This window comes from Roseateles sp. PN1 (assembly GCF_038419725.1).
GTDB lineage: Bacteria > Pseudomonadota > Gammaproteobacteria > Burkholderiales > Burkholderiaceae_C > Paucibacter_A.
The window spans coordinates 337,676-352,234 of record NZ_JBCARA010000005.1; the positions used below are offsets into that span (position 1 = coordinate 337,676).

General features: G+C 65.7%; 10 protein-coding genes. 6 read left to right on the forward strand and 4 right to left on the reverse strand.

Features of this window, described 5'->3' with window-relative positions; all coding sequences use genetic code 11:
- Positions 1–100 precede the first annotated feature (100 nt).
- On the reverse strand, positions 101–919 hold the full coding sequence (locus AABB87_RS10880; protein ID WP_341971256.1) for a hypothetical protein: 819 nt from the start codon (positions 917–919) through the stop codon (positions 101–103).
- A 239-nt stretch (positions 920–1,158) separates the two neighbouring features.
- Here AABB87_RS10880 and AABB87_RS10885 point away from each other — a divergent pair, with 239 nt between their 5' ends.
- Complete coding sequence (locus AABB87_RS10885; RefSeq protein ID WP_341971257.1) at positions 1,159–3,099, forward strand: DUF885 family protein; 1,941 nt, start codon at positions 1,159–1,161, stop codon at positions 3,097–3,099.
- A 123-nt stretch (positions 3,100–3,222) separates the two neighbouring features.
- The gene (locus tag AABB87_RS10890) at positions 3,223–4,137 is read left to right on the forward strand and encodes an HDOD domain-containing protein (protein ID WP_058721400.1); all 915 of its coding nucleotides are present in this window, start codon (positions 3,223–3,225) and stop codon (positions 4,135–4,137) included.
- A 51-nt stretch (positions 4,138–4,188) separates the two neighbouring features.
- Here AABB87_RS10890 and AABB87_RS10895 read toward each other — a convergent pair whose 3' ends face one another.
- Together AABB87_RS10895 and AABB87_RS10900 are read right to left on the reverse strand one after the other, a co-directional pair.
- Positions 4,189–6,555, reverse strand: a complete 2,367-nt coding sequence (locus AABB87_RS10895) for a putative bifunctional diguanylate cyclase/phosphodiesterase (RefSeq protein WP_341971259.1) — start codon at positions 6,553–6,555, stop codon at positions 4,189–4,191.
- Positions 6,556–6,724: 169 nt separating this feature from the next.
- Positions 6,725–8,791 carry an NADPH-dependent 2,4-dienoyl-CoA reductase gene (locus AABB87_RS10900; protein ID WP_156422246.1) on the reverse strand — a complete coding sequence of 689 codons (2,067 nt, stop codon included), beginning with the start codon at positions 8,789–8,791 and terminating at the stop codon, positions 6,725–6,727.
- A gap of 194 nt (positions 8,792–8,985) precedes the next feature.
- Here AABB87_RS10900 and AABB87_RS10905 point away from each other — a divergent pair, with 194 nt between their 5' ends.
- The 3 genes from AABB87_RS10905 (at position 8,986) to AABB87_RS10915 (ending at position 13,120) form a co-directional block, all read left to right on the forward strand.
- Positions 8,986–10,317 carry a DUF4397 domain-containing protein gene (locus AABB87_RS10905; protein WP_341971260.1) on the forward strand — a complete coding sequence of 444 codons (1,332 nt, stop codon included), beginning with the start codon at positions 8,986–8,988 and terminating at the stop codon, positions 10,315–10,317.
- Positions 10,318–10,397: 80 nt separating this feature from the next.
- Positions 10,398–11,351, forward strand: a complete 954-nt coding sequence (locus AABB87_RS10910; RefSeq protein WP_341971261.1) for a DMT family transporter — start codon at positions 10,398–10,400, stop codon at positions 11,349–11,351.
- Between the two features lie 185 nt (positions 11,352–11,536).
- The gene (locus AABB87_RS10915) at positions 11,537–13,120 is read left to right on the forward strand and encodes a thioredoxin family protein (protein ID WP_341971262.1); all 1,584 of its coding nucleotides are present in this window, start codon (positions 11,537–11,539) and stop codon (positions 13,118–13,120) included.
- 64 nt (positions 13,121–13,184) lie between these two features.
- On the opposite strand, the gene gstA is transcribed toward AABB87_RS10915, so the two are convergent.
- Positions 13,185–13,793 carry a glutathione transferase GstA gene (gene gstA / locus AABB87_RS10920; protein WP_341971263.1) on the reverse strand — a complete coding sequence of 203 codons (609 nt, stop codon included), beginning with the start codon at positions 13,791–13,793 and terminating at the stop codon, positions 13,185–13,187.
- Between the two features lie 98 nt (positions 13,794–13,891).
- Between gstA and AABB87_RS10925 the strand changes: the two genes are divergently transcribed.
- Positions 13,892–14,350 carry a MaoC family dehydratase gene (locus tag AABB87_RS10925; protein WP_341971264.1) on the forward strand — a complete coding sequence of 153 codons (459 nt, stop codon included), beginning with the start codon at positions 13,892–13,894 and terminating at the stop codon, positions 14,348–14,350.
- Positions 14,351–14,559 lie beyond the last annotated feature (209 nt).

The following is a 14,559-nucleotide window of genomic DNA, read 5'->3' on the forward strand; positions in this document are numbered from 1 at the left end:
AGAGGGGCCATGTCGACGACTTTAGAACCTTGTGAACCTTGCGGGGCACAAAACCTGGGGGGTCAGGTCTTGAATTTGCAGGCTTGCCAAACCCTCGGCGCTAAACAGGCGCCGTCACCCCATGGGCAATACCCGGCTGCGGCGCTTGTTGCTGTTGCTGCATTTCCCCCGGCAACTGTTGTTGATGCGCTGGCAAGTGCAGCTTCAGCTGCAAACGCTGAAACGGCCGCTGCTGGCCCGAGAGCTGCAAGGCGAGTTGGGTGACCAGATCATGGCTGCGCGAGGGCGGCGCGCCGATGGGCAAGAGCAGCAAGGCCGCCACCACGCCGGCCGGCAGCCACGCCGGTGGGCGCTGGCCCAGGGCAGATGCTGATGATGAGGGGACGCGCATGCGCCGCGGCAGGCTCAAGAGGCTGGCGCCACTACCCAGCAGCATGCCGGCCCAGGCTTCAACGGAGGAGTGCGCCCCGACCTTCAGGCGCGAATAGGCAATCAAAGCGGCCAGTACAAAAGCCAGCGCCACGGCGCCACGCTGCACGCGCAGGCTGCGCCCGCGCACCAGGGTCCAGGCCAGCATGGGCAGCACGGCGGAGGCAAACATGGCGTGGCCGGAGATACCGGTGAAGTCCAACGCCTCAATGCCAAGACCCCAGCCGATGAAGGCCAGCTTGCTGAGCGTGGTCAGCGCAGCGGCGGCGCCCAGCCAGAACAGCCAGCGGCGGGCCACGGGAGCCAGCTGGGTGAAAGGGGCCTGGGCGCCCGGCTGGGCTTCATCACGGCCGCTTCGCTCACTCGTCCGCCACAGCCACAGGCATGCCACCAGCACCAGCGGCAAAAGGATTTGCGCTTCGCCCAGGCGGGTCAGCCAAGGCCATATGGAAAAGGGTGCGGTGGTGGCGGAAGAGACAGAAGAAAGCATGGCGTCATGCTACGTGAGGGCATGTGACAAGCCATACGGTCCCCGCACAGGGCCGGCGCAGGGCGCACGCGGGGGCTGGTGAGTGGATGGATGGGCGGTCACTGAACAGGTCTGCGCGGAGCGCGAAACTGGCCTCAGCGGGAAAACCATACGCCGCTCAAGCCGCTCAGGCAGCTGATGTCGCAAACGCATGGCGCAGAATCTCGCCCTATCCCCAGCCACCAGGCCCAGCCACACCCATGCACAAGCCGCTCATCTCCGCCTCGCCCGCCCGCCCCGCCCTGATCCCTTTCAACCGGGCCAGTTTCGCCGCCCTGCTTTTGGGCCTGAGCGGCAGCTTTTTGAGCCCAGCCAGCCTGGCCGCGCCGGTGAAAACGCCCGAGGCGCAAGCCGCCCGTGATTACAAGGCCAAAGTGGCCAAGACCGAGGCCGATGCGGCGCGTGAAGCGCAGGCTTTCGATGCGGAAGTGGATGCCTTTCTGAAGGCCTACTGGCAGCTGCTGCCCGACGCGGCTGTGGCCGCCGGCCACTACCAGGCCGCCGCCCGCCTGCCCGCGCCCACCGAGGCCGCGCGCCTGGCGCAGATCCGCTTTTGCGAGCAATGGCTGGCGCGCCTGCAGGCCCTGCCGGCCAAGCTCAGCCTGAATGCCGGGCAGCTGGGTGATCTGGCCTTGTTGGACAACCATCTGCAAGGTATGCGCTGGACGCTGCAGCAGTTCCGCAGCGATGTCTGGGACCCGACCGGCTACAACGTGGCCGGTGGCTTCAGCGACCTGCTCAACAAGGGCGAGTTCACGCCGGCCCAGCGCGTCAAGCTGGTGGAGCAGCGCCTGCGCCAGGTGCCTGCCTACTACCGCGCCGCCCTGCAGCAAATCAAGGCGCCGGCCGCGCCGCTGCTGCAAATGGCCATCCAGCAGAACAAGGGCGGGCTGGAGTTGTTCACCCAAGACATCCCGGCCCTGCTGGACAGCGCCAAGCTGGACGCCGCCAGCCGCCAGCGCGTGCTCAAGCTGCGCGATGTGGCCTTGCAATCCACCCAAGGTTTCATCAAGGCGCTGGAGCAGATCGACGCCCGCCAAACCGCCGACGGCAGCGGCCGCAGCTGGCGCATCGGCCGCGAGGCCTTCAACGAGAAGTTCCGCTACGAGATTCAGGCCTCGGTGGACGCGCCGACGCTGTACCAGCGCGCGCTCGACCAAAAAGCCGCCCTGCACGCCCGCATGAGCGAGCTGGCCGATGGCCTATGGCCCAGCCTCTTCCCCGGTGAGGCCCCGCCGGCCGAGCGCCTGAGCAAGATCGCGCGGGTGATCAACAAGCTGTCGGAGCGGCATGTTTCGGCGGAAGGCTACTTCGACGACATCCGCGCGCAGATCCCGGCCCTGGCGGACTGGGTGGTCAAGCATGATCTGCTGACCCTGGACCCCAGCAAGCCACTGCAGGTGCGCGAGACCCCGGCCTTTATGCGCGGGCTGGCGGGTGCCTCGATCAGCGCGCCCGGCCCGCTGGATCCGCAGGGCGTGACCTACTACAACGTGGACCCGCTGGACCCCGTGGGCAAGCCCGAGAAGACCGAGTCCTATCTGCGTGAGTACAACCATTGGGTGCTGCAGATCCTGAGCATCCACGAAGCCATTCCCGGCCATTACGTGCAGCTGCTGTACTCGAACAAATCGCCCTCCAAGGTCAAGGCCTTGTTCGGCAACGGCGCCATGGTGGAAGGCTGGGCGGTTTACTCGGAACGCATGATGATGGAGAGCGGTTGGGGCCAGGTGGACGGCAAGCCCAGCCCCGAGATGGGCCTGATGTATGCCAAGTGGAATCTGCGCGTGGTTTGCAATGCCATCCTGGACTACTCGGTGCATGTGCTGGGCATGAGCGAGGCGCAGGGCCTGCAGCTGCTGGAGGGCGAGGCCTTCCAGTCGCACACAGAGGCGACCGAGAAGTGGCATCGCGCCCAGGTCAGCTCTGTGCAGCTGAGCAGTTACTTCGCCGGCTTCTCGGAAATTCTGGCGCTGCGCGATCAGCTCAAGGCGGCTAAGGGCGATCGCTTCAATCTGAAGGCCTTCCACGAGGAATTCCTCAGCTACGGCAGCGCGCCGGTGGCCATGGTCAGCCGGATGATGCAGCAGCAAGCGCCGGCCAAGAAGGCGCCGCTGACGCCGGCGCAGACGCAGCGCTGAGCACAGGCCCGGCGCCGTGCCGGGCCGTGTGGGTCCATATCGGGGTGCCGCGGCTTCAGTTTTCTAAGCCGCGGCCGATGACTCAGCTAGACGCAACTCATTGCAGAGCGTAGCGTTCGCGCCATGGAGCCATCAATTCCCCTCAGCCCGCTGTTTCTCGAAAAGCCCAAGTCCAGCCTAACGGCCTGGGTGGACTACTTTCGCGCCATCGAGATGCCGGTCTTGGCCACCACCGCCGAGCAAATCGACGCCTTGGCGCTGGACGAAGACACGGTGGACATGAATGATCTGGCCGCCCTGATCAATAACGACCCGCTGATGCTGCTGCGCTTGCTGCGGCACGCGGGGGCTAAGAATCTGAAGGGCCGCAACCCGGCCGACCCGAAAAGCGTGTCCTCGCTGGAGACGCTGATCCTGATGGGCATCACGCCCTTCTTCCGCTCATTCACCAACTTGCCCTGCGCCGAGAACTGGCTGGCCGAGCGGATGGAAGCCATGAGCGGCCTGGACCGGGTGCTGGACCTGGGCCACCGCGCCGCGCGCTTTGCCCATGGCTTTGCCACCCAGCTGGACGACCCCAATGCACCGCTGATCCACGAGGCCGCCTTGCTGCATCACTTCGTGGAAATGATGATGTGGCTGCATGCGCCCACCTTGGCCCAGCAGATCGACACCTTGCAGGCGACCACGCCGGGTCTGCGCACCCGCCAGGCCTGCCGCATGGTTTTGGGCATCGATTTGCTGGAGCTGCGCCTGGCGCTGATCAAGGCCTGGCACCTGCCCGATGTGCTGGCCCAGCTGACCGATGACGACCATGCCAAGCGCGCCCAGGTGCGCTGCGTGAGCCTGGCCATACGGCTGGCGCGCCACACCCGCAAAGATCCCAGCCTCAAGGCTTTGATGCACCTGCCTGTGGAGCAGCTGAACACGCCCGGCGGGCTCTATCACCCGGCGCTGGCGCAAGACGTCAAAGACATCGCCGACCTGCTGCATCTGGGCCTGGAGCCGACCCTGAGCCTGCTACCCAAACTGGTCTGAGGACCTTCAGCTTGCGCCGCCACGGCGCTAGCGAGCAGCGCCCACCTGCATTCAGGCAGGCAGTAAATCCATCTCAGCCTCAACGCCGCTGACGGCCACCGGGGTGACCGTGTAGCTGAAATCCGCTGCGGCCATGGGCCGGCCGAAGAACCAGCCCTGTGCCCAGTCACAGCCTTCGCGCTGCAGCCAGGCGGCTTGCTCGGCGGTTTCCACGCCCTCGGCCAGCACATCCAGATTCAAGCTGCGCGCCAGCACGATGACAGTGCGGGCAATCGCCGCGACGTTGGCGTCGCCACTGCCCAGCTCGCTGACGAAGCTGCGGTCAATCTTGAGCGTCTGCACCGGCATGCGGCGCAGATAGGACAAGGAGCTGTAGCCGGTGCCGAAGTCGTCAATCGCCACACGCACGCCGCGCTGGGTCAACGCGCCCAGCAGCTCGATGGCGCCTTCGGCATCTTCCAGCAGCAGGCTCTCGGTCACTTCCAGTTCCAGGGCATGAGGCGGGCAGCCGCTGCGGGCCAGCACGCTGTCCACCATGGCCACAAAGTCGGGCTGGCGCAATTGCCGGGCCGACACATTCACCGCCACTTGCTGCGGCTTGCCCGGCACGCCATGCCAGGCTGCAGCTTGGGCGCAGGCGGTTTCCAGCACCCAGCGGCCAATCGGGACGATCAGGCCGGTGTCCTCGGCCAGGGGAATGAACTCCAGCGGCGAGATGGCGCCGCGGCTGGGGTGGCGCCAGCGCAGCAGCGCCTCGGCCCCGATGAGCACGCCGTCTGACAAGCGCACCTGCGGTTGGTATTCCAGGCGGAACTGCGCCAGCTCATTGGCATGGCGCAGGGCATGGGTCAGCTCAAAGCGCAGGCGCACGGCGGCGGTGAGTTCAGGGCGGTAGGCCTGCACCGAGTTGCGCGCATGCACCTTGGCCCGGCACATGGCCGCTTCGGCATTGCGCAGCAAATCGTCAACATCGTTGCCGTCGGTCGGGTACAAAGCCAGGCCGATGCTGGCGCCAAGATTGAAGCGCTGCGTTTGCTCACCCAGATTGACTTGCACCGGCTCGCTCATCGCGTCGATCAGGCGCTCGCCCAGGCGCATCGCCGTTTCTTCGTCCACCAGGCCCGAGAGCAAGACCACAAACTCATCCGAACCCACGCGGGCGACGGAATCGCTGGCGCGCAGCACATTCACAAAACGAGCCGCGGCTTCTTGCAAAACGGCATCGCCGGCGGCATGGCCGGCGACATCGTTGACGTCGCGGAAGCCGTCCAGGTCGATATAGAGCAAGGCCACACCGCTGCGCTCACGTTCGGCCACGCCGATCTGGCGGTTGATGCGGTCCCGCAGCAGGGCGGAATTAGGCAGGCCAGTGAGACGGTCATGCAGCTCTTGGTGCAGCAGCTCGGCCTCGGTCTGCTTGATGCGGGAAATATCGGTCAGCACCGCCAGGTAATGGCCCTCGCCGCCCATCTCGGCCGGCGGCACACTGACCAGGGTGGCCCACAAGGGCACGGCGATGCCGGACTTGTTGCGCTCCACCAGCTCGCCGCTCCACTTGCCTTTGGCTTCCACCTCGGCCCACAGCTCGCGCAGCAGCTCGGGGTTTTGCACGCCAATTTGCAGGTACTGCGGCATGGTGCCCAGCAGCTCTTCGCAGCTATAGCCGGTGATAGCGCACATGGCCGGGTTGACGTCGCGGATCAGCAAGTCGGCGTCCATCACCATGATGCCTTCGCCGCAATGCTCAAACACCGTGACGGCACGGTGCAGCTGCGTCATCGCCGCGCGCAAGCGGGTGACGTCGCGGGCCACGCCCACCGAACCCAGGTTTTCGCCGTCCACCAGCACCGGGGCTTGCACCACGTCCAGGCAGATGCGCTGGCCGTCCGGCCCGGTCGTCCAGCTGAGGGCGCGTTGCGTGGCTTCTGCCAGGTCGGCGCCAGCGCGCAGATGGCTCCACTCCAGCCCGGGCTGGTCGTGCTGCGTGCCCTGCTCGCGCAAGGCCGTCTCGCTCACGCCCGTGCACAGCTCAAACGCGGGGTTGCAGCCCTCAAACGCGCCTTGTTGGTCGCGGAAATACACCGGGTCGGGGATGGCGTTGAGCAAGGCGCTGAGCTTGCTGCGCTCACGCCGCTCGGCATGCAACTCAGCGCGGCGGCGGCGCAGGCGCTGGCGCAGCACCACCAGCAAACGCAGCAACAAAGCCAGCACCAAGGCCGCACCAACACCCAGGCCGTAGACCCAGACGCTGAGGCCGGCCATCGGCTGCTGAGCCACCGCCCAGACCGGGCCGCTGAAACCCAAGAGGCCAAACACGCCGAGCACACCCAGTGCGCCGAGCGCGCTCAACACACCCGGTAGCCCCAGCAGCGCCGGGGCCCGCGTCGTGCGCAGCCATCCAGATTTTTGTTGCCCCATGCCCTACCCACAAAAAGTTTCGACGATGTCCAGCTCGTGCCGTGCCGCAGACTGCGGTCGGAACCTGGCACCGTTCTTCAAACCGATGGCCCAAGAAGGAAGCGCACCCCCTCGGATGCTTTGAGCCCGTTTCGGTAGTGTCAATGCAGGGCTTGAGTCGGGGTGGCCCTTAGAGGCTGCAGCCGAGCCGTGTTCCCTGCAAAATTGCACGCTTTGCGTCTAATTCGCCGGCCTCCAGCGCGCCGCCAATCAGATGCACTCGGGCGCCTGCCGCACGCAGGGGACTTTCGAGCTCACGCAAGGGCTCCTGGCCCGCGCACAGCACGATGCTGTCCACCTCGATCAATTGGGTGTCGGCGCGCTTTTCGCCGTAGCTGACCCACAGGCCTTCGGCCGTGATGGCTTCGTAATTGACGCCCGCCACCATCTCCACCTGCTTCATCTTCAAAGCCGCCCGATGGATCCAGCCGGTGGTCTTGCCCAAGCCCGCGCCCATCTTGCCGGCCTTGCGTTGCAGCAATGTGATCTGGCGAGCCGGCGGCGCGGGTTGCGGGCGGGTGAGGCCGGCGCGCTGCTCCTGTGGATCCACCACGCCCCACTCACGCCGCCAGGCGGGCGCATCCATGCTGAGCGACTGGCCGGCATGCTCGGCCAGGAACTCGGCCACATCGAAGCCGATGCCGCCAGCGCCCACGATGGCGACCCGGCGGCCGACCTGGGCCTTGCCGGTCAGCACGTCGATATAACTGTGCACCTTGGCGGCCAGCGCGGGATCGTCCTGGCCTTTGATGCGGGGGTCGCGCGGCGTCACGCCGGTGGCGAGGATGACCTCGTCGAAACCCAGCAGCTCTTCGGCTTTGACGCGGCGCTTCAAATGCAGCTGCACGCCGGTGACCTGGATGCGGCGGGCAAAGTAGCGCAGGGTTTCGCTGAACTCTTCCTTGCCGGGGATACGCCGGGCCAGATTGAACTGGCCACCGATTTCGGCTGCACCATCAAACAAATGCACCTCATGGCCGCGTTCGGCCAGAGTAGTGGCCGCCGCCAAACCAGCCGGGCCGGCGCCGACCACGGCGATGTTCTTGCGATGCTGATGGCGGGCGGCGTCCAGCGGCAGGACTTGTATCTCCTGCTCGTAAGCCGCACGCGGGTTGACCAGGCAGGTCGAGATCTTCTGCGCGAAAGTGTGGTCCAGGCAGGCCTGGTTGCAGGCGATGCAGGTGTTGATTTCGTCGGCGCGGTTCTGGCGCGCCTTCTTGACGAATTCCGGGTCGGCCAGGAAGGGCCGCGCCATGCTGACCATATCGGCACTGCCCTCGGCCAGCACGTTTTCCGCCACCTCGGGTGCGTTGATGCGGTTGCTGGTGATCAGCGGGGTGGTGATGCCTTCAGCGCGCAGCTGATCACGCAGCTTCTTGGTCACCCAGGCAAAACCAGCGCGCGGCACCGAGGTGGCGATGGTGGGAATGCGCGCCTCATGCCAGCCGATGCCGCTATTGATGATGGTGGCGCCGGCCTTGACCACGCCGCGCGCCAGCTCCACCACCTCGTCCCAGCTGCTGCCGTTGGGGATCAGGTCCAGCATGGAGAGGCGGTAGATGATGATGAAGTCCGGCCCCACCGCTTCGCGCATGCGGGTCAGGATTTCGATCACGATGCGCATGCGGTTGGCGTAGCTGCCGCCCCACTCGTCAGTGCGCTGATTGGTATGCGTGACCAGGAATTGGTTCAGGAAGTAGCCTTCCGAGCCCATCACCTCCACGCCGTCGTAACCGGCATCCCTGGCCAGCTTGGCGCAGCGGATGAAGGCGCGGATCTGCCGCTCGATGCCACGCGCCGACAGTTCACGCGGGGTGAAAGGCGAGATCGGCGACTGGATGCGCGAAGGCGCCACGCAAAAAGGCTGATAGCCGTAACGCCCGGTGTGCAGGATTTGCAGCGCAATCTTGCCGCCCTCGGCATGCACAGCCTGGGTGATGACTTGATGCCGCCGCGCCGCGCCACTGGTGGCCAGGGTGCCGGCAAAAGGCTTGGCCCAGCCTTCGATATTGGGGGCATAGCCGCCGGTGACGATCAGGCCGACTTCGCCACGCGCACGCTCGGCGAAATAGACCGCCATGCGCTCGAAATGCTTGCGCCCATCCTCCAGGCCGGTGTGCATGCTGCCCATCAGCACACGATTCTTCAGGGTGGTGAAACCGAGGTCCAGGGGGCTGAGCAGATGGGGATAGTTCATGTCTTTGGGCGGGTGAGCGGCGGTGCGGGCCATGCTAGCAGCGCCGCTCCGGAATGATTTAGAGCCGCCTCCTGTAATATGAAGGCTTGTGAGGTGTCAACTTCAGGTGTCTTCACATGAGCGAAACATTGGCCACACGCCCTGGCAACAGGGATCGAGCCCAATCGCGCAACACCATTCAACGGAGCTTTTCAATGCGATTCAAACCCTGGGCGCTTGGCCTGACCTTAGCCGGCGCCGCCCTTCTCTCCGCTTGCGGTGGTGGTGGCAGCAGCAGCAATACCAATGTCCGATTGCTGAATGCCAGCGTCTCCTACTCGGCGCTGGATCTTTCCGTGGACAGCAAGAACATCAACGCCAAGGTCGCCTACGGCGGCGTCGGCGCTTATGGCAGCGTTGACACCGGCGCCACAGCCTCGCAAGTGCTGGACAGCAGCAACGGCAGCGCCGTCGTTTCGCTGACCCCCACGCTGGCCGGCAGTAGCAACTACACCATCATTGCCTACGGCTGGGCCGGCGCTGTGCGCACCACCTTGCTGCAGGAAACCGAACCCAACCCGGATGCCAACAAGGCCAAGCTGCTGCTGTTGAACCTGGCCGCCGATGCCGGCGCCCTGGACCTCTACGTCACCGCTGCCAACGGCGCCGGCCCGCTGACCAGCTCCACGCCCATCGCCACCAACATCATTGGCGGCAGCGGCTACAACCTGCTCAATAGCGGCGCCTTCCGCCTGACCCTGACCGGCACCGGCAAGCCCAACGACATCCGCCTGGACCTGCCCAGCGTGACGCTGGACTCGGCCACCGTGCAGACCCTGATCGCCACCTCCACCACCGGCGGCAAGCTGGTCAATGGCATCGTGCTCAAGCAGCAAGGCAGCACCACGAACTACCTGACCTCGTCCGCACGTGCTCGCGTGGTGAACGGCGTGGCTTCGGCCTCCGCACCCGTCAACGGCGTGGCCTCGTCGGCCGGCACCTCGGTCAGCGCGACGCTGAACAGCCAGCCCCTGTTGACCCAGTCGCTGGCCCCAGTGGTTGGTCAATACGTGACCACCAAGGCCGGTGCCTCGACCCTGGCCGTGACGCTCAACGGCGTGCCCGTGACCGTGGCTGCCCCGACCCTGACCGCCGGTGGCGACTACACCTTGCTGGTGTCGGGCACGGTGGCTGCGCCTGTGGTGTCGGTGATTTCCGATGACAACCGCCTGCCCTCCACGGCCGGCTACACCAAGGTGCGCCTGATGAACGGTGTCTCGACCGCCGCCGGTGCCAGCATGCAAGTGGACTTCGCCAGCGTGGCCAGCAATGTGCTGCCCGGCATTGCCTCCACACCGCAGCTGCTGACCAGCTTGGCGACCGGTTCGCGCGTCAACGTCGCTCTGCCCACGGCCAACCCGCCGCTGCAGACACTGACCGGCGTGAACTTCACCGCCAATGCCGTGTTCACCGTCTTCGTGCTGGGTGACTCTGTCGTGCCTTACACGGTGCAGATCAACCGCGACGACCTCGTGCCGGCGCAATAAGTCTTGCTTCTCTGAAGCCAGCAAGGCCACCTTCGGGTGGCCTTTTTTATGCGCGCACCATGCTGCAAGAGGGGCCAGAAATGACTGAAAACAAACCGCAAGAATCCCGCCACGCCCTGCTGGTCGGCCTGCTGGTCGTGCTGGCCTGGGGCCTGAACTTCCCGCTGCAAAAAGCGCTGCTCACGGCGCTCGGGCCACAGGGCTTTTTGTTCCTGCGCTTTGCCTTGATGCCGCTGCTGGTGACGGGCCTGATGTTGCAGCGCTACGGCCTGCATTGGCCGCGCGTGTCGCGCGCCGACGCCTGGGCGCTGGCCCGTTTGGGCCTGCTGGGCCAGGGCTTACACCTGGCACTGTCCAGCTACGGCATTGACTGGTCGACGCCGTTTTCCAGCTCGGTGATGCTGGCTTGCGGGCCGGTGTTCACCCTGCTGATCCTGCGCGCCTTCGGGCTGGAGCGTTTGCAGCGCGCCCAAGTGCTGGGCATTGCGGTGGCGGCCTGCGGCGCGCTGTTATTCATGTCGGACAAGCTGCTGGCCGCCAACTGGCGTGCCAGCGGCGGCGACCTGATCTTGCTGCTGGCGGCGGCCATGTTTTCCTACTACACGGTGGCCGCCAAACCGCTGATTCAGCGCCACGGCGCGGTGCCGGTAATGGCCTATGCCAGCCTAGCCGCCGCCCTGCCGCTGCTGATCTACAGCTGGCCGGGCGCCCGGCAAACCGCCTGGGCCGAGGTGCCGGCCTGGCTCTGGCTGGGCGCGGCTTGGGCGGTGGTAGGCATTGGTTTTCTGAGCTGGCTGGCCTGGGGCTGGGTCAATGCTCAGCGCGGCGTGGCCCGCAGCGCGCCGCTGATCTATCTGATGCCGCCTTTTGCGGGCCTGGCGGCCTGGCTGGCCGGCGGCGAATCCTTCACTTGGCCCAAGCTGCTGGGCGCCGCCATCACCTTGGGCGGTGTCGCGCTGGCGCAGTTCAGCAGCAACAGCGCTAGCAGCAACAAGGCAGGCGCCCAGATCGACAGCCAGCCGCCGATCGATTGAACGCGCCAAAGCGGGCGCTCTTCAACGCTTGCGCAAAAGCATATGCACTTTGCGCCTAAGGCAAGGGCCCGGCTTGGCCCCACAATGTCAGCCCAGGCGCCAGGCAAAATCTGGTGACCCTTGCCAGGCTCGGCGGCTAGAACCTAGCCACTGGTCCCCACTGCAACGCCACCTCATTGATGACCATGACGCTCAACAAGCCCTTGTCCTCCCTCTCGCGCGCCAGCTGCCTGGCCTTGGCTGCGCTGTTTGGCGCGGCCGCCCTGCCCGCGCATGCCAACCTGCCGCAAACGCCCGGCGTGGCCTGGGCCCAAGCCAGCGCAGATGCCGACATCGAGCGCGCTTTTGCCCAAGCCCGCAGCGACAACAAGCCGCTGCTGCTGTACTGGGGTGCCAAATGGTGCCCGCCTTGCAATCAGCTCAAGGCCACGCTTTTCAACCGCCAGGACTTCATCGAGCAAAGCCGCGCCTTCGTGGCCGTGCACATCGATGGTGACTCGCCCGGCGCGCAAAAGCTAGGCAACCGCTTCAAGGTGCGCGGCTACCCGACGATGATTTTGTTCAGCGCCGATGGTCAAGAACTGACCCGCCTACCCGGCGAGATTGACGCCCCACAGGTACTCAAAGTGATGCAGCTAGGCCTGGCCGGTGGCCGGCCGGTGAAGACGGTGCTGGCCGACGCCCGCGCCGGCAAAAAGCTCAGTGTCAACGAGTGGCGCTTGCTGGGCTTTTACTCCTGGGAAACCGACCAGGGTCAGCTCTTGCCTGCGGCCGAAGTGACGCCCCTGCTGGCCCAATTGGCCACCCAAGCCCAGGCGGTGGACCCGGAAACCGCCACCCGCTTGTGGCTCAAGTCACTGTCCGCCAATGATGACGGCAAGAACGAGCTGAAGGACCAGACGGCGCAACGCGCCCGCCTGGCCAAGGTCTTGGCCAGCCCCGCCGAGTCGCGTGCCCTGGCCGATGTGCTGAGCAATGGCGCGGCCGACATCGTCAAGTCCCTGAGCCCGCAAGCAGGGGCGGAACGCGCGACGCTGCTGGGCCAGTTCGACAGCAGCCTGAAACGCTTCGAAGCCGACACCAGCTTGTCCCGCGCCGACCGCCTGCAAGCCCTGCAAGCCCGCGTTGACCTGGCCCGCCTGGATCTGCCCAAAACCGAGCTCTATCCCAAGCTGAACGCCGGCCTGGTGAAGGATGTGAAGGAACAAGCCGCCCGCGCCGACCGCGAAATCAGCGACGGTTACGAGCGCCAAGCCGTCATCAGCTCGGCCGCCCATCTGCTGGGCCAAGCCGGCCAGTGGCAGGACAGCGACGCCTTGCTCAAGGCCGGCCTGGCCAAGAGCCATTCGCCCTACTACCTGATGAGCGGCCTGGCCAGCAATGCCAAGAAGCTGGGCAAAAAGGACGAAGCGCTGCGCTGGTCTGAAGAGGCCTTCAACAAGAGCGAAGGCCCGGCCACGCGCTTGCAATGGGGTGCCAACTACGTCAGCACCCTGATTGAGCTGAACCCGCAAGACAGCGCGCGCATCGAGAAAACTGCCGCCCAGCTGTTCAGCGAAGCCGCGCAGGACAAGGGCGCCTTCTACGAGCGCAGCGCGCGTTCACTGCAAAAAGTGGGCACCAGCCTGACGCAGTGGAATGCCAAGGGCCAGTACGAGCCATCGCTCAAGCGCCTGCGCAGCCAGCTCGACGGCATCTGCCCCAAGGTGGACGCCGCCGACAAGCAACGCGCCACCTGCGAGGCGCTGCTGACGGCCAAGAAGGGCTGAGGCCCGTAGAAGGCCCAAGGGCTGATCAGGTGGGCCAGTGCCCGCCTGATTCGACCCCCTTTGTTTACTTGATCAGGCCTTCGGCCTTCATCGCCTCGACCACCGCGGGGCGGGCGGCGACGCGGGCGCGCAGGGCCACCAGATTCGGCAGGCCAGCGACTTCCACGCCAACATACTGGCCCCAGTTGCTGACCACGAACAGATAAGCGTCGGCCACACTGAACTCATCGCCCATCAGGTACTGCTTGCCTTCCAGCTGCGCATTCACCCAAGCCAACTTGCTGGCCAGCTGCGTGCGCGCCAGGGCCTTGTGCTCTTCACCGGTAGCCGGGTTAAACAGGGGCGAGAAGCCCTTGTGCAGCTCGGAGGTGATGAAGTTGAGCCACTCCTGCAGGCGATAACGCTGCCAGCTGCCATTGGCCGGCGCCAGCTTGGCGGCGGGGGCTTGATCGGCGATGTATTGCACGATGGCCGGGCCTTCGGTCAGGCGCTCGCCATTGTCCAACTCCAGCACGGGCACCGAGCCCTTGGAGTTGATGGCATAGAAGTCGCTGCCGTCGGCCAGCTTCTTGGTCTTGGTGCTGGCCAGCACCAATTCAAAGGACAGGCCCGCTTCACGCAGAGCGATATGGGGAGACAGGGAGCAGGCGCCGGGGCTGTAATAGAGCTTCATAGATTCCATTCCTGGGGATCAAAGGAGCGCCGACGATACGCCCAAATGCGCGCCCCTGCCGAAGCGAAGCCCTTTCAGCTTACGGCTATATTCGGGCCATGCCGACCTATGCCTTTGAAGACTTCACGCCCGGACGCGTTTTTGAGTTCGGTGGCCGCATCGTCGACCGCGAGGAGGGCCTGCGCTTCGCCGCCGCCTACGACCCGCAACCCCTGCATCTGGACGAGGCCGCGGCCGACGCCTCGGTGCTGGGGGGCTTGTCGGTCAGCGGCTGGCACACCTGCGCCATGGTGATGCGCATGATGTGTGACGCCTACCTGCTCGACTCCACCTCCCAAGGCTCACCCGGGATCGACAACCTGCGCTGGTTGAAGCCGGTGCGCCCCGGCGACACCTTGCATGTGCGCATGACCGTGCAAGAGGCTCGCCCCAGCAATAGCCGCCCGCAAATCGGCCTGGTGCGCAGCCTCTGGGCTGTGTTCAATCAGCACGATGAGCAGGTGCTGAGCATGGAAGGCTGGGGGATGTTCGGGCGACGCGCCAGCGCGGCAGCTTGAGCCGTCGCAGGGCGGCTCACTTCGCTTCGTTCGGGCGGTCTGCCTGGCCGCTTGTCGCGCGCTCAGGCCTTCGAAAGGCGTCGCAAGCTTCGCTTGCTCGGCCCCTTCTCAGTCACGCAGAACCCGCTTAATCAGTTGGTGACAGCCTTGCCGCTGGTATCGCGGCAAGTCCTTCGGCAGCCGAGCCAAGCCTTCCGGCTTGGCTGTGC